17 protein-coding genes are annotated in these 24398 nt (G+C 34.8%); 2 read left to right on the top strand and 15 right to left on the bottom strand.

Features of this window, described 5'->3' with window-relative positions:
• Positions 1-315 precede the first annotated feature (315 nt).
• The 6 genes from ACZLXV_RS12585 to ACZLXV_RS12560 are packed head-to-tail and all read right to left on the bottom strand — an operon-like array spanning position 316 to position 10579.
• Positions 316-2622: a DUF262 domain-containing protein gene (locus ACZLXV_RS12585; protein WP_482383647.1), complete on the bottom strand. Its 2307-nt coding sequence runs from the start codon at positions 2620-2622 to the stop codon at positions 316-318.
• Between the two features lie 36 nt (positions 2623-2658).
• Positions 2659-3828 carry an aminotransferase class V-fold PLP-dependent enzyme gene (locus ACZLXV_RS12580; protein ID WP_482383646.1) on the bottom strand — a complete coding sequence of 390 codons (1170 nt, stop codon included), beginning with the start codon at positions 3826-3828 and terminating at the stop codon, positions 2659-2661.
• A gap of 22 nt (positions 3829-3850) precedes the next feature.
• On the bottom strand, positions 3851-7597 hold the full coding sequence (locus ACZLXV_RS12575; RefSeq protein ID WP_482383645.1) for a hypothetical protein: 3747 nt from the start codon (positions 7595-7597) through the stop codon (positions 3851-3853).
• 25 nt (positions 7598-7622) lie between these two features.
• Positions 7623-8537 carry a DUF4007 family protein gene (locus tag ACZLXV_RS12570; RefSeq protein WP_482383644.1) on the bottom strand — a complete coding sequence of 305 codons (915 nt, stop codon included), beginning with the start codon at positions 8535-8537 and terminating at the stop codon, positions 7623-7625.
• 3 nt (positions 8538-8540) lie between these two features.
• Positions 8541-10373, bottom strand: a complete 1833-nt coding sequence (locus ACZLXV_RS12565) for a phosphoadenosine phosphosulfate reductase domain-containing protein (protein WP_482383643.1) — start codon at positions 10371-10373, stop codon at positions 8541-8543.
• Positions 10374-10396: 23 nt separating this feature from the next.
• Positions 10397-10579 (bottom strand): hypothetical protein, encoded by a 183-nt coding sequence (locus ACZLXV_RS12560; protein ID WP_482383642.1) that lies wholly within the window; start codon positions 10577-10579, stop codon positions 10397-10399.
• A gap of 254 nt (positions 10580-10833) precedes the next feature.
• On the opposite strand from ACZLXV_RS12560, the gene ACZLXV_RS12555 reads away from it, so the two are divergent.
• A complete protein-coding gene (locus tag ACZLXV_RS12555; protein ID WP_022223661.1) occupies positions 10834-11175 on the top strand; it encodes a helix-turn-helix domain-containing protein in 342 nt (113 codons plus the stop codon).
• 105 nt (positions 11176-11280) lie between these two features.
• Here the strand turns inward: ACZLXV_RS12555 and ACZLXV_RS12550 are convergent, their stop codons facing one another.
• The 8 genes from ACZLXV_RS12550 to ACZLXV_RS12515 all read right to left on the bottom strand — a co-directional run bounded on the left by ACZLXV_RS12550 (position 11281) and on the right by ACZLXV_RS12515 (position 21570).
• Entirely contained in the window at positions 11281-12081 is an 801-nt protein-coding gene (locus tag ACZLXV_RS12550) for a PTS sugar transporter subunit IIA (protein WP_482383641.1), read from the bottom strand.
• Positions 12082-12161: 80 nt separating this feature from the next.
• Positions 12162-13775, bottom strand: a complete 1614-nt coding sequence (gene ptsP, locus ACZLXV_RS12545) for a phosphoenolpyruvate--protein phosphotransferase (protein ID WP_482383640.1) — start codon at positions 13773-13775, stop codon at positions 12162-12164.
• Positions 13776-14035: 260 nt separating this feature from the next.
• Complete coding sequence (gene licT, locus ACZLXV_RS12540; RefSeq protein ID WP_482383639.1) at positions 14036-14875, bottom strand: BglG family transcription antiterminator LicT; 840 nt, start codon at positions 14873-14875, stop codon at positions 14036-14038.
• A 281-nt stretch (positions 14876-15156) separates the two neighbouring features.
• Positions 15157-15621 carry an SsrA-binding protein SmpB gene (gene smpB, locus ACZLXV_RS12535; RefSeq protein WP_022223665.1) on the bottom strand — a complete coding sequence of 155 codons (465 nt, stop codon included), beginning with the start codon at positions 15619-15621 and terminating at the stop codon, positions 15157-15159.
• A 19-nt stretch (positions 15622-15640) separates the two neighbouring features.
• On the bottom strand, positions 15641-18202 hold the full coding sequence (gene rnr, locus ACZLXV_RS12530) for a ribonuclease R (RefSeq protein WP_482383638.1): 2562 nt from the start codon (positions 18200-18202) through the stop codon (positions 15641-15643).
• A gap of 171 nt (positions 18203-18373) precedes the next feature.
• Positions 18374-18622, bottom strand: coding sequence for a preprotein translocase subunit SecG (gene secG, locus ACZLXV_RS12525; RefSeq protein ID WP_022223667.1), 249 nt, complete (start codon positions 18620-18622; stop codon positions 18374-18376).
• 135 nt (positions 18623-18757) lie between these two features.
• Complete coding sequence (gene gpmI / locus ACZLXV_RS12520) at positions 18758-20302, bottom strand: 2,3-bisphosphoglycerate-independent phosphoglycerate mutase (RefSeq protein ID WP_482383637.1); 1545 nt, start codon at positions 20300-20302, stop codon at positions 18758-18760.
• Positions 20303-20418: 116 nt separating this feature from the next.
• Positions 20419-21570, bottom strand: a complete 1152-nt coding sequence (locus tag ACZLXV_RS12515; RefSeq protein ID WP_482383636.1) for a DUF4300 family protein — start codon at positions 21568-21570, stop codon at positions 20419-20421.
• 391 nt (positions 21571-21961) lie between these two features.
• On the opposite strand from ACZLXV_RS12515, the gene ACZLXV_RS12510 reads away from it, so the two are divergent.
• Positions 21962-22810, top strand: coding sequence for a bacteriohemerythrin (locus ACZLXV_RS12510; RefSeq protein WP_482383635.1), 849 nt, complete (start codon positions 21962-21964; stop codon positions 22808-22810).
• A 139-nt stretch (positions 22811-22949) separates the two neighbouring features.
• On the opposite strand, the gene ACZLXV_RS12505 is transcribed toward ACZLXV_RS12510, so the two are convergent.
• Complete coding sequence (locus ACZLXV_RS12505) at positions 22950-24101, bottom strand: NAD(P)H-dependent flavin oxidoreductase (RefSeq protein ID WP_482383634.1); 1152 nt, start codon at positions 24099-24101, stop codon at positions 22950-22952.
• Positions 24102-24398: the final 297 nt, after the last annotated feature.

The raw sequence follows: 24398 nt of genomic DNA, 5'->3' as shown, positions 1-24398 counted from the left end.
TAGTTGTCAACTTTTCAGCTTAGAATTTGTGCTTTTCACAAATTCATCCCTATTTTCAGTTAAGATTGCAAACAAGCTTAGCGAGTTTCGCAATTACCTATCTTTATTTCTAAATTTATGATGGTGGCATATCATACTATATTGTATTCACGATATTCCAAAAATGATAGTGCACCTTTCACCTGCTTATCATCAATTAATGTAATTCCATCAATGTTAAATAATTTACCACAAAATCAATGGTTTGAAAAGGGGGACAGTAAAAAAAATCAATATCATATAAAATGTCTCACATCACATGCATGGTCTTTTATATTAGAATCTGATTGTCACTTCCGTATCATTTAATCCTTTGCCCAAAAAAGCTTTAAAATATTTTTTTAATCGCTTTGTCCTTTCAATAAAAAATTCCTCTCTCGGAATCTGATTTTGCAAATCAAAATACTTTTCGTCTTTTATCATGCATTTCACATCATCAACAAGCCAGCTTTTTTCAATGCTTGCGTAATACTTCATGGCACTTTTTAACGGAACATTATTTTTCTGATTGTTGTCAACGGCATCAAGTATCATAAAATTGCCTATATATCCGTTTACATCCTTCTGTCTTTTTTCTATATCATCTGACATATAATAACTTTCAGCATTTTCCTGATTTATTATGTTTGCCTCTAAATGGTCAAGCTGCAGTTTGCCTGCATTCAATTTGTATGTTAATGCCGAATTTAATTTTATTGTAACCACATCTGCTTTATACGCGTCCTCTGTTCCAACCCCTAACCGCTGACTTAATAATAGATTTAATAACAATACTTTTATTGCAAATGTTTTATTATTTCCAAATGACCAGTTACTCATCCATTTATCAAGTTCTTCATCTAAATCGTTAATCTCCCTGCCCTGAAAATCAATATTTTCCTTACAAAATCCAACATGTCCGTTTTTTTCTATAATTCTTTTTGCTATTTTCCTAGGAATTTCGTGGTCTTTTGATTTTATAGCTGCAATCCAGAGAATATATGCACACTGATGAATTGCTTTATATTCCTCATTGACATGTTCTTTGTCATCAATCAGTCCTTTTATATATTCGCTGAAATCATTCTGAAAATTCGCATCGGCGAGTGAATGTTTCTGTGCATATGAAGCAATTATCACATTTGTCAGTGCTGGTATTACCGCATGATATTTAAATGCATTAAGCAGATGAAGTGTTTTATATGTAATAGATTTTTCCTCCTGCTCTGCCTTCAATGAACGCTCATTTAATTTATTTTTTTTGACATCAAAATTTCCTAAAATAATTTTTATTGCATAGTAAGTATTAAAGTCTGCTAATATTTCATTATATGTATACTGCTTTCCTCCAATTGGGTACATCACTGATGAATATTTCTTTTCTATTGCATCTTTCATCTTTGCATCATCTTTATATCCAAGTTCCTTATCACAAGTCAGATATACTGCTGCCAGATATGAAATAAGACGATTTTTAAAATCTTCATTTCCACTAAAAATTTTATCTGCCCAAAGTTCATCAAGTTCTGTAATTCTTTTATCTTTCTGCGCATCCGTATCATCTGACTTTGTACAATATTCTTTATAAAAATGATTTTTTATAAGCTCCAAATCTTCAACTTCCAATGATCTGTCATTTAATACCTCAAATAGTTTATTAGCATCGTTTTCATTTTCAGTCAACACAACACATAAGGACATATTTTTAATAATACCGTCCGCCAATTCGATTGCTTTCTCACATATGCTCATTATGTCTTTGTTCTTTTCACTTGCACTTTTCGCTCTTGACCATATTTCATTTAATATCGTCTTTAATGCATTTAAATAATTTTTCTCAAAATCACTACACTTATCATCAACCCAGACCGTTTTTAACTCATAATCTGTTGTGTCCTGTACATTGTTTAAATATACACCACAAAGCACTTCCTTTAAAACAATATCATAACGTGAACGCGAATATTTTAAACACAACTGTTCCCTGTCAAAAAAATCATGTGCCTGTCTTTTTCTCTCTTCAAGAGTTTCAGACGGTGTAGCTTTTACTTCCGGATAACACAACTGCTCTTTATAGCATGATACCATCTGTTCCACACGCTCATTTGGATCTAATGTCTCGTTATCCATCAGTTCCTCAATCTTATCAAGTATCACATCAAACGGAACCACATTCCTGCCTATCAGATTCACATAACATTCTTTTAATTTTGAGCAATACTCACTGGCTTTGAGCTGATAGGGCTTTTTTAACTTCTCTAACGTATATTCTCTTCTCAATAAATATCTTATATAATTTAAAAGATACAATGTAGTAAGTCTTTGCTGTCCATCGACTACATCAAATTCAATACTTCCGTCATTTTTCTTTTTTTCTACAACAACTACCGAACCTAAAAAATATTCTTCATTATTTTCATCATAATCACAAAAAAGTCTTACTATTCTGTCAGTTTTCCAGCGATACGGTCTCTGATATGCCGGAATATTTATCAATCTCGGGTTGTTATTGATTACTCCTCCCTGAGAAGCCCCGTGGGCTTTTGTTGCCTCTCCTTTAAAAATATTTATCATATCATAAATACCTGCATCTTTAAGATTCATCTGTTTTCCTCCTTCATCCTCTCTGCTTTCCGTTCCCTATCTCATGTTCTCAAATGCATACACCAGTCTGTCTATATCTTCCTTTGTCGTATATCTCCCGATGCTTATCCGTATCGTTCCGCCATATTTTTTACTGCCTATAACATCATGTATCAGCGGTGCACAGTGATATCCTGTCCTTACAGCTATATTGTATTCTCCATCAAGTATTGTCCCGGCATCATCAGATGCATATTTTTCAAAAGCTGCTGAAATAACAGCTATGTGATTTTCAAATTCCTCCTCTTTCTCTGGTTTCTGAAAAATAATTATCCCATCCAGTTTTTCTATTTTTTCAAGCATGTATCTGAACATTTTGTCCTCATGCTGCCTTATTTCATTAAAATCTGTCTCGATTGAATCTATCCCATATTTCAACGCCCCTATCGCCGGAACATTTAAACTTCCCACCTCATATTTGGATATACCTGTTTCCGGCAAGTCGAGATTTAAAGAGTCCTCTCCGTTTCCACCAAATATCACCGGATTTAACTTTTTGTCACGCTCAAATATCCTGCTGTTTGTCACAAAACCGCCAACACCAAAAAGTCCGTACAGTGATTTGTGTCCCGCAAATATAAGTATATCTATATCAGTTTCTTTAAGGTTTATTTTAATATTTCCTGCTGCCTGTGCCGCATCTGCAAACACCACTGCCACATATTCTTTTGCCATGTGTGCTATCTTCTCAAACGGCAGTATATACCCTGTAACATTACTTGCCATATTTATACATACAAAATCAGGCTCATCACACATAAACTGATATTCAATCTCTTCTATATCCAGATACCCCTTATTGTCTGTTGCAAGTAATTTTATTTGAATGCCTGTCTTTTTTCTTACAGCCTCCAGTGTCCTCATAACCGCATTATGCTCATACGGCGATACATATACTGTCATATTTTCTTTAAAATCATATCCTAACAAAACCCTGTTAGCTGCTTCTGTTGCAGAAGATGTAAAAACAACATCATTTACATCCTCTGCCCCAAAAAACTCTGCTATTTTTGCTCTCGTTCCATTTATCACATCTGTTGCTTTTCTTGCAAGTTCGTAACTTCCTCTCCCCGCATTTACCGACATCTCTCTTGTAAGCATATCCATTTTTTCATAGACCTCTTCCGGCTTTGGATATGTAGTTGCCGCATTATCCAAATAAATCATAAAAGTGTTTCTCCCCTTGTGCTTAACCGACAATATCTCCTAAAACTTTTAATACCGCACTCACCTGTGCGTTTTTGCCATAATTATTTTCCCTAAGCACTTCCCATATTTGTGCTTCTATCAAATCTGTCGCTGGAGATTCATCATACTCCGAAAGTTTACATTTAACCTGCCTGCCATCCACAGTATCCATAGTAAACGATACAGCATTTTCAGTTGTGTTTTCTTTTTTTATCATATGTTCAAGTTCATCATATGATTTTTTAAGCTCCTGTTTAAAGATTTCTATTGTCTCATCTTTATAATCTCTTAGAACAAGACCTGTTAATCCCTCTGAAATCCTGTTAATAATTTTTTCTTCATTGTTCAAATCATTGTCTGTCACGCATTTAAATAGTATTGAGGCTGAATAATCTAATACCACTCCATTAAGTTTTTCTTTGTTTTTCTCTGACCAACGCTCAAATATAGTTCTCAGAGAACTTTCTTTTAAATTGCCTGTACTTTGGAATGTATTTTTCACTATTACTGTAAGTTTTTCAAGCAGCTTATCATACATCTCCTCAATTTTTAATTTATATACCTTCAATTCATTTACACATTTCTCATAATCAATGCCATCTTCTTTGACAGAGTCCATTAATTCAGGTAATCTCTCAAATAAATACTCTCTTGCACTCTGAATATTTCCGGCGAGGTCATTTCTAAACAATTCACACTTTTTTGCCATCTCGCCGTTATTATCATTTGGAAAACTTATATCGGGTGATGCATATTTACAAAATCCGGGTAAACTTCGGTACCATTGCTGTATTCCATTAGATAACATTCTAAGTTTCTTTATAGGAGTATCCATAAGCTTACTGTCCGCTGATGAAACTGTACTATCCTGCCATATGTCAAACAAACCTATGATTTTCTTTAAATATTCTTCTTTTTTTCTGTCATCAGGTTCAATATATAAATAACATTTTTCAGGCTCTTCACCTGCCTTGGCAAGAATCTGAGCTGAGATTTCATTTTCAATTTTGTCGTAGTATACAAGCGGGGTTCCATATCTCTTTGAAAGACTGTACGCAATATATATAGGTATTATTCCATTTCTTACTCCAAAGTCTCTCCCTTTTATCTCTGTATACAATTTTTCAAAACAATTTTTATTTCCGACACTATCCGTTATAAATTTAGCTATCTTTTCAATAAGTTCCGCTATATCACCGTCTGCATTTTCAGCAAATTCTGAACCAACCACCAATCCTTTATTTTTTATAACAGCCCTGTATATTGTAGCTTCACTGCTTGTACCACTGTCCCATAAACTCATGTCCTCGTGTGCAAGAAGCTTTTCGATAATATTGGCTCTGGCTTTTTTTATCGGAGCAGTTATCTCATTTTTGTTTATAAGCTCATGATTTACACATGGTGTCTTTCCATAATAAGAACTGCATATTGATGATAATAATTTTTGTAATTCTGTAGCTGTATCTGCCTTCGTCTCTTTTAACACCCTGCATCCATTCTGATTTTCCACATATAAATACAGCGGACTGTTCTCACCAGGCATATAATAGTCCTGAATTCTGCTGTTGATTTCATAGATAACATCATCAAGACAAAAAAATGATTCCTCAAATGCAGTCTCATTTTCCTTTAAATATTTTTCATCACTTCGTATTGCTTTTATTGCATAATACTTTTTTATACACTCTTCAAAGTCTACAGGCTCATTTGGATATACCATTACTATTCGCTCATTTAAATTATTTTCAAAATTCTGCTCCAGCTTTTGTATTTCAAATTCACCAACACACAAAAACAGTTTTCCGTCTGCGAAATCATTTTGTGTTAATGCAGTATCTATACTGCCTTTCAGATATTTCTCATTTTCTAACTTCTTTCCGTCCTCAAGACAATACTCAAAATATCTTGTCATTTTCTTTTTGTCATTATATTCTTTAGGCAGTTCATATCGTTTGTTTGCAGTTTCCCTGAAGCACTCAGCGATAGTTCGATTTGTAATTTTGACTTTATTTTTTCTCTTTTCAATCTCATTTTCCAGGTTCGCATCTGTGTTTATTCTAAATACATAGCTGTCACTTCTCTGCCTGTAGTTTAAATATCCGTAACTAATCAATGCCTTTTTTGCATCATCGTACAGATTTCTGTTATCTTCTAAGCATACCATGCTCATGATACATTTATCATTTGGTATAAGTTCCGTTTGATTCAACATATTTAACAGAGCTATTGATTTTATGATTTTTGTCATGTACTCAAAAAGTCTTTCACCGTAATACGCCTCTTTTGCCGCTTTTTGCTTCTCAATATCTATCTTTTTTATAAGATATTTTGCTTTGATATACTCAGAATGACACCTTTCGTTTAAAACATCTTTCTCAAAAATATAAGCAAAATAGTCAAATACAGTGTCCGCTGATACCAGTGTATCCGCTCCCTGTACATGTTCTTTTACAAATCTTGCAAGTGTATTGGGAGCGTTATCCGACATAAAAGTAAATACCGTTCTTTCGTTCTGCCCAACTTTTTCACTTATCTTTACAAGAATATATGTTGTAAGAGGTGCCATCGGAAAACATCCCCTTACAATAATCTTTTCATAGTCTTTTTTGTCAAATATCGTATACATATTTGTCATATTGTAAGTTCTGTTGACAATATCATTGATTTTTATACCATATTCATCAAAATATCCCGGTAATGCACTGTCATTCTTTTGAATTACATTCATCATCAATTCATAATAATTCTGGGCACTTGTTCTAAATACAACTTCCTGTAATCTTCCCTCAACACCTCTAAAAGAATTTAATATCTGTGGTGACAAAAAATTACCATACTCCCTGATACTCTTATGTGCAATAAATATATGTCTTATATCAGGCTCTTTTGACGCATTACAAAGCTCACACATAGACTGTATAAGTTCCATGTCTTTTGAGGTTTCTCTATTGTCCTCGCCCTCAATAAATTTGCTGAACTCATCAAATACTATGACGATACCGGCAAAACCATATTTTCTTAATTCATATGCAACATTTTCATAAATTTTTGGAATATTGTTTTCAAGCAGCGGATTAAATTCACTGCCCGCAGTTAACTTTTTATATATCTTTTTAAATAACACAAGAGTTTTACTGTCATTTTCACATATTTCTTTTCTGAATGTTTGAACGTCATATCTGTTTTCTTTTAATTCATGAACAAATTTTTTATATGTATCCGGATATTCTCTCTTCCAAAAATCCACTTTTGCTGTAATTTCATCAAACACAGAATCAGGCATAATTTCTGACAATTTTTCTCTTTGTAACGCTTGAAATAATGCAAGTCTGTACGATGTTTCAAGACCTGAACGTCCAAAACTAATTATTATAGGAAGATATTTTTTCTTCCTGCTTTCCTCACACAGAATATTCTTTTCAATTTCCTCCTCAAGCTTTTTGTTTTTATTCTTAATTTTATTATAAAAATTAACGATTGATTTATGCCACTTTTTATCATCCCTGTTTCTTAAAAGTGCCAGGAGCACAAGAAGAAGATGTGATTTTCCTTTTCCATAAGGTCCAACCAGCAATGTCGCTTTATTATTTCCTTTTTCAAATATATTTTCTAAATATGTCTCTAACACATCCAGTGTACTTTTTGCCGGAATAAATTCGTCTATCTTATTTGTCTTATCTATATCAAACCTTATATTTACAGATGTCTGAAATCTTTCATCTATTTTTATGACATCTTTTAATACCATCAGTATTTCCTCCTGATTTATAATTTTATTTGTATATAAACTTTAAAACTTCTTCTCTTGTTTTTATTGAGTTTTCTTCAAAATATACAATATCAAGTCCCGCTGTCCTGTCTATCCTCAGATACCCCTCATGTTCAAGCCGGTCAAGACTATCATTCAATACAATTCTTCCAAGTCCAAATATTCTTCCGGGACTGTTTTCATCTTCAAGCAGTTTTTCAATACTCACGCTTGTTCTCCCGTTTTCTTCAATGAGCCCTGTCTTTTCAAGGTAACCGCATATTCCAAACAACACGGCGAGACTGCTTATATCATTTTCTTTTATCTCATTTCTTGAGTATATATTCCTGCTTTTGGATAAAAGATTGAGTTCTGCCAAAGGACAATGTAATTTTTCCTCGGGATTTTCATTTTTTCTGTCATCGAAATACATCTGCAAAAGCACCGCACAATCATTTGAGAGGGATTTATCGGAAATTTTTTCTCCATATGTTCTTTTATAGAGTTCATTTTCCATCATTGACTCGAGTTCTCTTCTGTTAAATCTCTCCTCACCTACAATGTTAAAAAACAAATTCCACACTGTAGCTTCCCTATAATTTGATGCAATGTTATAATGAATTATCCAAAGCGTATCTTTATTTTCAATATATCTGTCATTGTCAAGAATATATTTGCCTGTTTTCGATATAAAATGTCCCTTTTTATTTTCATATTCTAAAGGAGAAAGTTTTGAATCTTTAACAATAAGTCCCGCTGTCAAAAGCCAGTATCTTATTGATTTCGACATAGCTGAACCAACACCCAATGCATCTGCCCCCTCATTATTTTTCTTTGAGAAAAGTTCCGGGTTCTTTGCTATCTCTACCAGTCCTTTTGTCAGCCATCCCTCTCTTATATAAAAACTTCCGTTTCCTTTTAATGTAATCTTATCTTTCATATATCACCTTTTTATTGACAGTACCTTTCTCATATAACATCCAACCGAAAAATGACCTACACACTCCTGACATCTTTTGCATTTTTCGTCATCAATACAGTAGTCTGCCATTCTGTTTATATCTTCACCTTCCCTAGATGTTTTTACTTTTATGGCACCAAATCTACACACACTTTCACATGCCCTGCACCCAAGACACATCTGATATTTTGTTATCTGACAATCAAGTTTTCTTTTCGCTTCATCTGCATCTTTTGCACGCATCAGTTCCGGATGGTCAACAAGTATCTTAAGGTTTTTTGTTCCCATTTTTCCCTGAAGCCTGAGCACTGACACACTGTTTTTATCTACGACATAGACTTCTCCAAGCCTCTTATCTCCGAGTTCCTCTACAATCTTTCCAAATGGCTTGAACATTTCATAAAGCGTCGGCGTAATTTCTCTAGTCAATTCATAATTAAATGCCAAACTCTCTTTTACACATCTCTCAAAATTCACGATAGAATTTTTTGCAAATTTAACTCCGTTTCCACCTTGTCTTGCTTTCCAGTTTCCGCTGTCTACATAGACATCAGGGTCTTTCTTGCCGACACTTTTTGCAAAATCAATAAGCATCTTATGAAATTTTTCATACTGCTCTTTCATAAAAATTTTTGACAAAAACTCTGACCATGAACTGTTGTTAGGACAGCACCAGCAGCCGACTCTCGAATATCCAAGCCTGTATGCCCTGTTGAAAATAATATCTCTGGTAAGTATATAGAGCCACACGTCAAAGTCATACCATGATATAATCGGTGCACAGACTTCCTGCTTACTTATTTTGGATGATTCAGACACCCTGTCATATTTATTTCTGCTATTCGACTCGCTTCTTCTTATTCCCTGAAAAGAAAGAACTTTTACTTTATTGGCATAGATTGTCTCTATTTTTCTGTTTATCGCTCCAGTCTTAAAAATAGTACAGCACCATCTCATAACCCTGCTTGGTGGACCTACTACCTTGCACAAATCTTCAAAATTCTTGTCCTTATTTTTAGATGAAATCATCAGTGTTTTAGGATTATACTCTTTATATTCCTTGATATAGTTGTAAGTCTCCGGAAATTCAAGTGTAGTATCTCCGAAAAGATGACATATATCCGCCCTGCCTGTTGCCCTTTTTATTAAATCCGCTACAACTGTCGAATCTTTTCCCCCGCTAAAGGATATAAATATTTCTCTGTCCTCATATCCTCTGACCTTTTTATTTATTTGTACTATCGCATCATCATCTATATCGTTAAATCTGTTTTTATTTGCAGTAATGAATCTTTGAACCATGCCATCAAAAAATTCTGTATTCAGTGTTTTTATTCTTTCATCAAATTTTTCTCTGATTTTATCCGTATCCTGATTTATCAGTCCACTGATTTTTATCTTCATATTTTTTCCGTCAGCATAGTAAATGTTTCCGCTTCCGTTCCATATGGAAACATCATCAAATTCACCTTTTTTCTTTCCAAGAAGTATTTCTAAAAGTATCTTTTCTTCCGGAAAAACAATACGGCAGTCTTTGACAAACTTTCTCCCTCTTTTACCGCAACAGCTGCATTTTTGCTCATATAAAGGTACTTTGCAATCATTGCACCAGTAAAGCATGGAGTCCACAACCAGATGTTTTCTGCTTCTGCAGATAGGACACTCTATATTTCTGTCAAAATCCTCATTGTCACGAACTATATCATTATTATTCAGTATATCAAACACATAATACTTTCTTTCATTTTCCTTAAGCTTATCAACATCTGTAGTTTTATTCTTATCGTGATTTCCATAGCATTTGTAAAAAATCATTTTCTCCACCATTCCCGCATTTTTTAAAGCAAACTTAATGGATCTATCCCAAGATATGAACATATCTCAAGCATCTCGGTAGCATTCATTTTTCTGTCTGCATTTCCAAGCAGCAAATCTAAATCCACTTTTGTGTTTTCTGATATCTCCGCCGCTGAAATATTATTTTTTCTGATATATTCAACAATTTCTCTTGTAATTTCCATTGTTACCACCTCTTTTTCTTGTTTTTCAAGAAACGTATATAGTGCTTCTATTATACTCTTGTAATAAAAGAAATTCAACCATACGTTTTCCTAAATACAGAGAATGGTATTGATATTCTTGACACTATGGTTTTTAGTCTGATACTATTTAACTATTAAACTGATTTAAATTTTAACGTATGATTATTAATAAACTGGAACTTATCCGACAATATATAATAAATAATGAATGTATTATAGAAATGAGGTTCAAAATGAAAAATCCCGTTATTGCAAAAATGCTTAAATATTATCGAAAAGCAAATAACCTTTCTGTGGATGATATTGCAGCATATTTGGATGAATGCGGCATATCTGTCGCAAACAAAACAATTTACGGCTGGGAAAGCGGTCAGACCCAGCCCGATGCCGATATTCTCCTATATCTCTGTAAATATTACCGTATCACTGATATTCTAGGTACGTTTGGCTATTCAAAAAAGAAGAAACCTGAAACTATTACCTATTCTCTTAAAGAAAGAGACCTTGTAGATGCATACAGAAAAAACATAAATATGCAGGCTGCTGTCGACAAACTTTTAGATTTAGATAAATAATCTTTAAATAAACAAAAAATCTCCCACCTCTCATCTATGAGAGGCGGGAGAACAAACTTTATCTGCCATATGCAAATCCGTCTCCTTTTATGTCCAAACCGATACCTATCTTATTTTCATAATAACATTTGTTTTCTCAACATCGCCGTAAGCTGTCAGTTCTATTTCTTCATATTCATCGGAATTTGTGATTATTACCGGGGTAACTGTATTGTATCCTGCATTTCGTATTCCCACTAAATCACATTCAAGCAAAGGCTGTCCCTTTGTCACTTTATCGCCCTCTTTTACAAGTGCTTTATAATACTTTCCTTCAAGTTCAACAGTATTTATTCCAACATGAATAAGAATTTCAACACCATTATCTCCTGTTATTCCAATTGCATGAAGTGTGTCAAATAAGGTTGAAACTTCTCCGTCAACAGGTGCAGTCACCAGACCTTCTTTTGGAATGACAGCCATACCTTTTCCTAATATCTCATTTGCAAATATGTCATCAGGAACTTCTGACAATTTTATTGCTTCTCCTTTTAAAGGTGAATAAAGCTCTTTTGCTGACTCTTGTAAAACTTCCTTACTCTCCGGTAAATTTTTTGTTTTATTTACCGCCTTTTCTTCTTTGCTTTCTTCCTTATTCTCTTCTTTTGTTCCTCCTGCTATATTAGCAATGGCGATAAACTCATCATATACCTTGTTTACGGCACTTGTTCCAAAGATTATCTGAAGCTGTCCCGATGCTTCAAATACTCCTTTAACACCCTCTATATTTTCAATCTCTTCTTTATTACATTTACTGTTGTCTGCAATTACAAGTCTCAATCGTGTAGCACAATGTGCAGCAGAAACTATATTTTCTCTACCACCTATTTTTTCTACAACCTCTTTAGCTGTACTCCTGTAATCCATATTTTCTTTCTCCAATTCTCCCAAAGCCTTTTATGCATTTATTATCATTATTGGTTCACGGGTAACATTTCTCAAACTGCTTATTCCATATCCCTCACAATTTTTCTGATAGGCAGTACACATGCCGGTGATACTGAAAGTTCATCTATTCCCATTTCGACAAATCTTTCTGTAAGTTCAGTATCAGCACCAAGTTCGCCGCAGATTCCTGCCCATATTCCTTCTTTGTGTGCATTATCAATAACCATCTGTATCATTCTTAAAATTGCCTCATGATGAGGATTGTAAAACTCATCAAGTTTTGAGTTCTGACGGTCTATTGCGAGTGTGTACTGCGTCAAATCATTTGTGCCTACACTGAAGAAGTCAACTTCTTTTGCCAAAAGGTCACTTATGATGGCTGCTGCCGGAGTCTCAATCATGATTCCCTCCTCAACTTCACCAATCCCTACGCCTGCTGCAATAAGTTCATCCCTCACCTGTTTTGAAATCTCTTTTATTCTTCTAACCTCGTCAACAGATGTAATCATAGGATACATGATAGCAATATTTCCATATGCACTCGCTCTGTATAATGCACGAAGCTGTGTCTTAAATACTTCCTCTCTTGTAAGGCAGATCCTTATAGCCCTGTAACCCATTGCAGGATTTTCCTCTTTTTCAAGATTAAAGTAATCAGCCTGCTTGTCAGCTCCTATATCTAATGTACGAATTATAACTTTCTTTCCCGCCATTGTCTCAGCAACCTGTTTGTATGCCTTAAGCTGTTCATCCTCTGTCGGATAATCACTCGCCTCAAGATAGAGGAACTCACTTCTAAACAGTCCTATTCCTGCCGCATCATTCTGAACTACAGCCGCAAGGTCTGAAGGATTTCCTATATTGGCATATAATTTTATTTGTTTTCCTGATTTTGTAACCGTATCTTTCCCTTTAAGGCTCTGTAAAAGCTTTTTCTGCTCTTTAGCTGCTTCCTGTTTCTTTAAATACTCATTTAATGTCTCCTCGTCAGGCTCAACAATAATCTTTCCCTCGAAACCATCAATAATTCCTTTTTTTCCGTTCCATTGTTCATCAATCTCAACACCGATAAGGGCCGGTATTCCCATTGTTCTTGCAAGTATTGCCGTATGAGAATTTGAAGAACCGTATCTTGTGACAAATGCAAGAAGTTTTGTCTTGTCCATCTGGACTGTCTCACTCGGTGCAAGATCATCAGCCACTACTATTACAGGTTCATCTCCTATATCGCTGTCGCTTGTCTTTCCGCAAAGCACTGAAATAACTCTTTCCGAAATATCTTTTACATCAGCAGAACGAGCCTTGAAATAATCATCCTCCATATTTGCAAACATTTCTGAAAAATTATCTCCGGTTACACCTACTGCATACTCTGCATTAATCTTCTGTGATGTGATGATATTTTTTACGGAATCGTTATAATCATCATCCTCAAGCATCATAGCATGAACCTCAAAAATCTCCGCATTCATCTCTCCGACTTCTTTCAATGCCTTCTCATAAAGACCGTGAAGCTGTTCAATGGCTTTTTCTCTTGCTGCTTCGTATCTTGCAATCTCGCCCTCAGAATCATCCGTCTTTTTTCTTACAACAACATTCTGATTTTTTGAATAAAAACTTATTTTTCCGATTGCAATACCGCCAAAAATTTTCTTTCCATAATATTCTTTCATAATATTAGTCCTCCTTATTTACTGCTCATGTCGTTTTATTTTACTTTTTTGCTTTTAATTTACGATAAATTTTTTTATTTTTATAATTTATATAATAAAAACCCGGACACACAACTAACTATATTTTTCCACATATCTGATATATATATTCAAAATACAAGCTAAAATTTTGTGTCCGGGTTTTGCCAACCGAATGTAACAATCCCTAAATATGACAATTACAAATTTATGAATTTATAAACTATAATTTATTTTTAATTTTACTCTTGACCTTCACCTGAAAGTCTTTGTATGTGAATCGTAAGATAAGATATTTCTTCTAACGAAACACAATATTTCATACTTACTTTCAAATAATCCCTTATTCTAAGTGCACATCTGTAACTTTTCGGAAATTCACTTTTCATTATCATTGCAAGTCTGTTCTCCTTGTCATCGCCGTATGTCTCATTTTTCACAACTCTTGCCAGAAAATGTTTAAGGTGACTTATAAAACGCTCGTAATATAAATTCTCCCTGTCAAGTTCCTTTCCAAATGTATAACCTACTATATTGACAATATCTTTTGTTATTCCCGGAATGTTCATTGTCTGCATCATATCTGCATCAATCTGAGCATTCAATATATGAATAGCAAAAAATCCTGCTTCATCCTCTGAAAGTTCAAATCCAAGGTCATGCTTTACAATTTCCAAAGCACTCTTTCCTGCTTCAAACTCCCTTTGGTAAAATCTTTTAATCTCCCATAAAAGTGCATTTTCAACAACAATTCCTTTTTTTAAACGCGTGATTGCAAAATTCAAATGGTCTGTAAGTGTTATGTAAATAATCTTACTCAATTTCATTCCATACTTTTCTTTTACCATCGTTATAATCTTATTTGCTGTCTGAATATACTCATATGGTATATCTCTAAGCAGCTCTTCAAGCCGGATCACGCTCTCATCAGGCATAGAAAACTTTTTCTCGATTTTTAATTCATCAAGAATATCTCCGCTTTTCTTCCCAAATCCTAACCCCTTTCCCATAACAACAATTTCTTTTCCCTTTTCGTCACAGGCGCTTACAACATTGTTATTTATTATTTTTAAGATTTTCACTCATCTTCCCCCGGATAAAACAGCAAATATAATGTTTTTCCAAAAGAAAAAACTGTATCACACCTCTACTTAAACAATAGTAATATATCAACTACGTCTAATGAATAACGGTGCAACCCAGTCTTGCCTAATATGTATGATATACAATCAGTAACAATCCAGTTCGCTATCGCAACTTGTTTTGTTGTTAATATATTACTATTGTAAAAAATATTCGTCAAGTGTTTTTTGTAATTTTGCCGTTTTATATGATTTTAAGAGTATATTTTTATGCAACATTACTAAAATTGAAGGTTTTTAAATTTACGTTCAGCTTCACGCCTCTGGTCTTTCTTTGCTATATCCTGTCTCTTATCATATAATTTTTTACCCTTTGCAAGTCCTATCTCAACTTTTACAAGACTTCCGCTGAAATATACACTCAAAGGCACAACCGTGTATCCCTTTTGTGCTATCTGTCCCTCAATCTTTCTTATTTCTCTCTTATGAAGAAGAAGTTTACGCACTCTCAACGGATCTTTATTAAAAATATTGCCTTTTTCATATGCCGCAATGTGCATATTATATACATAAACTTCTCCCTTTTCGATTCGTATAAATGCCTCTTTCACACTGCATCTTCCCATTCTCAGAGATTTAACCTCTGTTCCGGCAAGTGAAATTCCGGCTTCATACTTATCTTCAATAAAATAGTCATGATATGCTTTTTTATTATTTGCTATCAATTTTTTTGCCTGCTTAGCCATATCTGCTTTCTACCTCTGTTTACTTCTTTAATTTTTTTGCCATTTTGGCTTTTTTCTTTGCTTTCTTTTTCGCCTTATTTAATGCTCTCTTCTTTGCGGCACCCGTAAGCTTCTTTACCTCATGCTCAATCTGTGCATTTTCGGCAGCCGCTTTCTTCTTCGCTCTTTTCTTTCTGTACTCAAATGCCTTAATAGCTTTTTCCTTTGCCTCCATAACGGCTTTTTTCTTTGCTTTTAAAACAGCCTTTTTCTTTCTGTCAGACTTTCTCGCTGTCTTTCTTTTCGCCTCTGAAAGTTTTACTGCTTTTTTCTTCCTGTCAGGTGATGACTTTGTATTATCAGATGATTTTGATTTACTTACAGTTGATTTGTCTACGGCTTTTACACTGTTTTTCTTTTCATCATCAACAACCTTTTTTTCTGAGGCATCCCCAGTTTTATCTGCCGCATCACTGTCATCCGCAATAGTAAAATCTATTGTTTTTGTCAATTTGTCAACAGCCGATACCGTTATTCTGATTGACTCTCCAAGCTTATAAGATTTTCCTGTGCGCTCACCAACCATCCTGTATTTTTCTTCCTCAAAATAATAATAGTCTCCCGGAATGTCTGCAACTCTTACCATGCCCTCAACGGTATTTGGAAGTTCCACATACATTCCCCATGTAGTGACACCTGATATAACACCGTCAAAACTCTGACCAATAAACTGTTCCATATACTCAGCTTTTTTCATCTTTTCAACTTCACGTTCCGCATCATCAGCTCTTCTCTCAAGCCTGCTTGCTTCTTCTGCGACCTCAGGAAGTATCTGATTATAATGACCTATTCTCTTATCGTTCATTTTGCCGTGAATATTTTCTTTTATGATGCGGTGTATCTGAAGGTCAGGATATCTTCTGATAGGTGATGTAAAGTGGCAGTAATACTTCATTGAAAGTCCAAAATGACCTCCGCACTGTGTCATATATTTTGCCTGTTTCATTGAACGAAGCGCAAGTCTGCTTATAAGTGCTTCCTCAGGCTTTCCTTCTACGGATTTTATAAGTTTCTGTATTTCTTTTGGATGAATTTCTCCATCTGAATTTACTTTTAGAGTATATCCAAAGTTCTCAATAAAAACTCCGAGCTGATTTATCTTTTCCTCGTCCGGTTCTTCATGAACACGGTATACGAATGGAAGTTCCTGCCAAAAATACTCCTCTGCCACCGTCTGGTTTGCCGCGAGCATAAATTCCTCAATAATGCGGTTTGCATTGTTGCGTTCATATTCTTTAATCTCAACCGGCTTTCCCTTCTCATCAAGTATAATCTTGCTCTCAGGGAAATCAAAATCAATAGAACCTCTCTTAAATCTTCTCTCACGAAGTATGTCAGCAAGTTCATACATAAGTTCAAACATCGGAATGAGTTCTTTATACTCTTCTCTCTCCTCCTCATCCTCCAGTTCAACTATCTTGTGTACACTTGTATATGACATTCTTCTGTCAACATTTATAACACTTTCTTCTATACTGTGTTTAATGATTTCACCTTTTTCATTTATGTCCATCAGGCATGAAAGTGCAAGTCTGTCTACTCCCTGATTAAGTGAACATATTCCGTTTGATAATTTGTGTGGGAGCATAGGGATAACTCTGTCTACAAGATAGATACTCGTTCCTCTCTTGACAGCCTCTTTATCAAGCGGTGAACCTTCTGTAACATAGTTTGATACATCCGCTATATGAACTCCAAGATGATAAATCCCGTTTTCTTTTGTGAGTGATACAGCATCATCCAAGTCCTTTGCGTCCTCACCGTCTATAGTTACCATCTGTACATTTCTAAGGTCTGTTCTTCCGGACTTTTCTTCCTCCTTAACCTCATCTTCGACTTTTTCAACCTGATCCATAACCTCATCCGGATACTCCTCTGGAAGTCCATATGTCTTTATGACAGATAATATGTCTACTCCCGGGTCATTTATGTGACCGATTATCTCAAGAATTTTTCCTTCAGGATTTGTCATATCACTTCCGTAATCCGTAATCTCGACAACTACTTTGTGACCCGTTATTGCACCCTTGCTCTCAGCTTTTGGGATATAGATGTCTCTGCCAAACTTTTGATTGTCAGGAACTACAAATCCAAAACTCTTACTCTTTGAATATGTTCCGACAAGTATATCAGTGCCACGCTCAATAATTGATATAACCTCGCCCTCACGTCTTTTGCCGTGTGCTTTTTCATCTATAACCACATGTACCTTATCACCGTCAATGGCACCTCTGGTCTTGTGTGCAGGTATAAAAATATCCTCGTCTTCTCCTTCCACACGCACAAATCCAAATCCTCTCTGCGTACCCATAAATTTTCCGATAAGAATATCACTTGAAAGCGGTTTTATCTTGCCTTTAAGGTCAAGCTGTATCTTTCCATCGCTGTATAACTCATCAAGTACAGCTCTAAAATCCTTTTTTTCTTTTGCCGGAACCTGTAAAACAACCGCCATCTCTTTCGTTGACATAGGTTTATAACTCTTTGAATTCACAAACTCCAGTATCATTTCTTTTTTGCTGTTTAAAGCTTCTCTATCCATACAAACACCCCCTAAAACTCGGTGTAAAGACACCTATATTGATGCTTAATCTCAAATCATATATTATTTATATTATATCCTATATTATATAATGAAACAATCACTTTATTAAGAGAATTATTTTATAATAAAAAGAGACTGTCAATCGACAATCCCTTTTTGTAATTTCTTTTATGAAAAAATACTTAAATTCAATAAAAGTGAAATCAAAACAAATAATACTGCAAGAACTCTTGTAGCCATAACAAGTCCGCCTTCCATAGAACGTCCTTTGTTTTTTCCCCAATAAGACTCAGCAGCTCCGCTGATAGCTCCTGTAAGTCCTGCCTGCTTGCCTTCCTGAAGAATAACTACAACTGTAAGTGCAACGCATACGATAATGTATAGAATCAATAAAATTCCATGAATTGTCTTAATCATTATGCTCCTCCATTCAATTAAAACTCATACAAACTGATTAGTACAGTAAAAAACACTGTACTAATCTAGTTTATCATAATATCCTAAAGATTTCAATATTTTTTTAACGATTATTCGTTGTACCGTAAATTCTGCTTATCGACGTACAAGAAGTGATTTTCCTGTCATTTCTCTTGGCTGCTCAAGTCCCATTATCTCAATGAGTGTCGGCGCAATATCCGCAAGACATCCGCCCTCTCTTAATGTGTATGCATCATCATAATTTACAAGAATAAATGGAACAGGATTTGTTGTATGAGCTGTAAATGGTGCTCCTGTCTCATAATCTATCATCTGCTCTGCATTTCCGTGGTCAGCACAGATAAATAATACTCCGTCAGCTTTCTTTACTGCCTCAACTGCTGTTCCTACACATTCGTCAACTTTCTCAACTGCTGCAACTGCTGCCGGGATAACTCCTGTATGTCCTACCATGTCAGGGTTTGCAAAGTTGATAACTATCACATCATATTTGTCTGATGCTATAGCTTCATTGAGTCTCTCACTTACTTCCGGTGCACTCATCTCAGGCTTAAGGTCATATGTTGCAACTGAAGGTGATTTTACAAGTGAACGCTCTTCTCCTTTGTTTGGCTCCTCAACACCGCCATTAAAGAAGAATGTTACATGAGCATACTTCTCTGTCTCGGCGAGACGAAGCTGTGTCATATTGTTTGCTGCAAGGAACTCTCCAAATGTATTTTCAATACTCTCTTTCTCAAATGCAACAAGTTTATTTCCAATAGTCTCATCATAATTTGTAAAGCATACAAATGTGAGCGGCATAAATCCATTTGCTCTCTCAAATTTGTCAAAGCTTTCATCACAGAAAGTACGTGTAATCTGACGTGCACGGTCAGGTCTGAAGTTAAAGAAAATCACTGAATCATTTGCTTTAATAGTTGCTACAGCTTTTCCGTTTTCCTCGATAACTGTAGGAACAACAAACTCGTCGTTTACATCCTGTGCATAAGAATCTGCAACAGCCTTAACAGCATCCTCAGCCTTGACACCCTCGCCCTTTACAAGTGCATTGTAAGCTTTCTCTACTCTGTCCCAGTTATTATCTCTGTCCATTGCATAATAACGTCCATGTACAGACGCAATCTTACCTACACCTATCTTGTCCATCTCTTTCTGGAGTTCCTCTACAAAACCTTTTCCTGATGTAGGTGCTGTATCTCTTCCGTCAAGGAATGCATGTACATATACATTCTTAAGACCGTTTCTCTTTGCAAGTTCCAATAATCCGTAAAGGTGTGTATTGTGACTGTGTACACCACCATCTGAAAGAAGACCGAAAAGATGAAGGTCTGAATTATTTTTCTTTGCATTCTCTACTGCTGAAAGCAACGCTTTATTTTCAAAAAATGTACCTTCTTCAATAGCTTTTGTAATACGTGTAAGTTCCTGATAGATAATGCGGCCTGCACCGATATTCATGTGACCAACCTCAGAGTTACCCATCTGACCATCCGGAAGTCCTACACTAAGCCCGCTTGCATTTCCCTTCTGAAACGGACACTCTTTCATAAGCTTATCCATAACAGGTGTCTTTGCCTGAGCAATAGCATTACCCTCTGTCTTGTCATTTAATCCATAACCATCAAGTACCATCAATACAACCGGTTTCTTACTCATAATCGTTATCCTTTCTTTATATAAAAATATATTTAGTTACCTTTTTATCCGACAATAGATTATACAATATTTATGACTGCAAGTCAAAGAAAAGATTTCTCTAACATTCCTCAATATCATCTGACAGGATGGTAACATGACAAAACATTATTATTTTCCATAATAAATGGTTTTGAAGTATTCTGTCCCCATTCAGTATCATACATTCTCATAAGGTACTCATTAAGCTGCTGTTTTGATGCAAACTTAATAACCTGATACGGTGACTGGAAAGAAATCTTTTCAATAAAAATGTAACCATTATTTTTGACCGGTACAAGTACTCCGGCATGACCTGTAAAAAGTTCATTTTCATTTTTACTGAAATAAGAATGAAAAATGACTGTTATAAGAGATGCCTTCGTTTTATCATGAGAAAAAGTAATATTATTTTTACTGCGGTACTTTCTTAAAATACCAATATGCTTGTTTACATTAGTCGAAGAGACAGTATTGATGCTTGAATATAATGTTTCAAATTTTTTTGTATCTTTTTTGTTATATTTCTGATATGGAGAATTTTTCAACGCATCACTATCCATAAATAATTCATTTGTATTTGGCTTTGTATTCTCCCCTGTTTTTATATAGTTTTTCAAAAGGTCAAATGCTGTTATGCGACAATTATATCCGATAAACATATTATATTTTTTTGACCAGTATTCTGCTATCTTGTTATCGTTATATATTGGTGCATTAAGTCCAAGTTTTTTATATCCATTCTTTACAAGACTTGTATTTTTAATAGTCTTATTATATTCATTCACATCTTTAAGCCATGCCTCTGCATTTTTTTTAGGAATACCTGCATCTATAAGATATTTCTTTACTTCGTTTTGTGTTCTTTTGTCAACAAGATTCGAATATTTTCCCAGAGTATCTGTGACAGTTATTTTAATGTCAGAAGAATATTTTTTTCCTTCTTTTGTTATTCCCGTAACAATAATAACACCTTTTCCACCAGAAGTTCCTGCCGTAACAGTTCCCTTTTGGTCAACTTTGACTTTTTTTAAATTCTTAGTTCTGAATGATATTTTTTTATACTGTTTCTTATTTTTTATATTAAGCATGAGCTTTGATTTTTGACCAATTATATATTTACCGCCTGTAACATTTTCATTGCCGACAAATATTACAGGAGGCTTTATGACCGCCTCTGTATTACTTCCGTTCAAAAATAAAGTAGTTAATAAAACAGTACCTATAACAGCTATGATTCTTTTCTTCAAGCTTTTCACCTTCCTTAGATAATTATTATTGCCAATACCTGCAATGCAGCAATTATTTTATAGCACACATAAAAAAAAAGCAATTAAGATTTTATTACATTTCAAAAAACAATTCATCAACCATCACTAAAAGTAAAATTGAAAAATAATGGGTATAGCCAAAAAAATAAAATTGTAATATACTAATATTATGATGTTGGTTCAAAAAGCTTTTTGACCCCAACTAATGCCACGGATTGCTTCATTGTTGTGCAATTTTTGCAATCCTGCAAACACCGACACATACACATTTATACTATGTACTCTCGAAATCTTCTGAACGAAGAATTTCGAGATGGATTCATTTTGAAAAGATTACGAGAAATTATTATTTTTTATAAGGAGGTTTTCCATGTACGAATTTACTAAAGATTGTATGATTGGAATCAAGGAAATAGATGACGAACACAAAAAATTGTTCGATATGATAAACGATGCAATTGTTCTCACTAATGAGACAGAAGATGCCGAAAGCATTGCCAAAAATCTTATTAAGGGACTGAAAGATTATGCGAATATACATTTCGCTCACGAAGAAGCTTATATGAAAAAAATAAATGACCCTGAACTTGAGCGTCAGGTCAAAGAACATAAAGCATTTACCGAAAAAATTAATGACTTTAAACTTGATATTTCATCTGCCGAAGCTTCAAAAAAATCATTGAACGAACTTCTTGTCTACATTGTCAACTGGCTGTATAAGCATATCTTAGGAAGTGACATTATGATTGGCAGACTTTCATCTTCAGACAAGGAAACCGAAAATACAAATCCATTTGCTTTTACTGACAAATACAAAACCGACATTGCTCTTATTGATGATGAACATAAACATCTTTTTGAAATCATTGAACAGACAAATGAGCTTATACATGCAAATCTGCTTCATGATAAATATGACGAGATAATTCATCTTCTCAATGAACTTAAAACATATACAGAAACACATTTCAGTGATGAAGAAGCTCTTATGGAAAAAATATCTTATCCCAGACTTGAAGCTCAAAAGAAAGCCCATTCCGCATTTGTGGATAAACTTGTACATATTGATATTGATGAACTTGACGAAATTGACAGCCATCAGCAGACTTATCTTTTTGAATTGATAAATTACCTCTTAAACTGGCTTTCAAACCATATTCTTGGTTCAGATATAAAAATCGGTGAATACATAAAAGAAAATAATATTACAATCGACTAAAATATAATGATGCAAGTGGCAAGCCTCCAGATAGCAATTTGTATGTAAGCATACATTGCTATCTGGAGGTCTGCCCCATCACCATATAATACAAAAATTATAAAAAGAAATAATATCTGCATTATTATATAAACATTTCTCAACTTATCATTTTATCTTTTTGTGCATACATACCTTTTATTCCATATTTCTTTGATACTTTTTCTTTCGGATTTATCAGTTCTTCCATCAATTCATGAACAGTTGTCATCTCATTTATACGTCCTACATTTGCACCGCAGAATATCAGACCGTTATTTATATCTCCGTTCACCGCATCAACCAACGCTTTCGTTATACAATACGGTACTTCTTTGGGATTGCATTTTTTCATGCAGTTGTAGCACTTTAAAACCGGCTGATTTTCCTTTTCCACACGCTTTATAAATTCATTTCTTATTGCACGTCCGGGCATTCCGACAGGACTTTTGATTATCTTAATATCTTCTTCTTTCGCATCAATATACGCTTTTTTGTACTCATCAGAAGCATCACACTCCTTTGTCGCCACAAAACGGCTCGCAATCTGCACTCCGTCTGCACCAAGTTCAATTGCATGAATTATATCATAATGGTCAAATATTCCCCCGGCAACAATGACAGGTATATGTGTATTATATTTTTTCTCATATTCCTTTGTACATTCAATAATTTCTTTTATCTCTGTATCATAGTCAATGTTTTCCATATTTTGAAGTTCTTCATTTGAAAAGCCAAGATGTCCGCCCGCCTTCGGTCCCTCAATGACTATAAAATCCGCAGTCCTGTCATATCTTCTTGCCCACATTTTAAGTATAATATCTGCCGCACGCCTTGATGAAACTATCGGTGCTATCTTTGTCCTGCAAGCTTTTCCTATATATTCGGGAAGTTTCACCGGAAGACCTGCTCCGCTTATTATCACATCTGCACCCGCTGCAACAGCTGCCATGACATGTTCTTTGTAATGTTTTAATGCAACCATGATATTTGCTCCCACAAGTCCGTTTCCGCCTGCAATCTCCTTTGCACATCTGATATGCTTTCCTATTGCACGCAGATTGCATTCTGCCTGATCATTTTCAAAATTTTCCTCATCATATCCTATCTGGGCAGTTGATATAATTCCTATTCCGCCCTCCGCCGCAACAGCTCCCGCAAGCTTTGAACGGCTGATACCGACTCCCATTCCACCTTGAATAATAGGAATCTTTGCAATCATATCCCCTATACGAAGAGCCTTTAACTTTTCCCCACATTCATATAATCCCATATTTTCCTCATTTCCGTGCTCCATGCACACCTTTAATTTTCATTTGATTATCAAACTACTTTTAAAGTATAAATCTATAATGTTTTGTTGTCAATGTTTTCTCGTATCTTTTTCTATTTTATGTAGTTTTCAAAACTATATACTTGATAAATATATTAAAATCAGTTGTGTTTTAATCCGATATAAAAAAAATTTTCAATCATAACCACCGGCTTAGCCGGTGGTTTGCTCTGCCCCTATAAGGGGCTTTTTCCTGCTTGAGCCTCAAGGCTCATCGAAATTGTTCGCCTCGCGCAC

The organism is Butyribacter sp. (genome assembly GCF_056818865.1).
The sequence above is the reverse complement of the archived record's forward strand: the minus strand, read 5'-3'. Positions and strand labels throughout refer to the sequence as shown.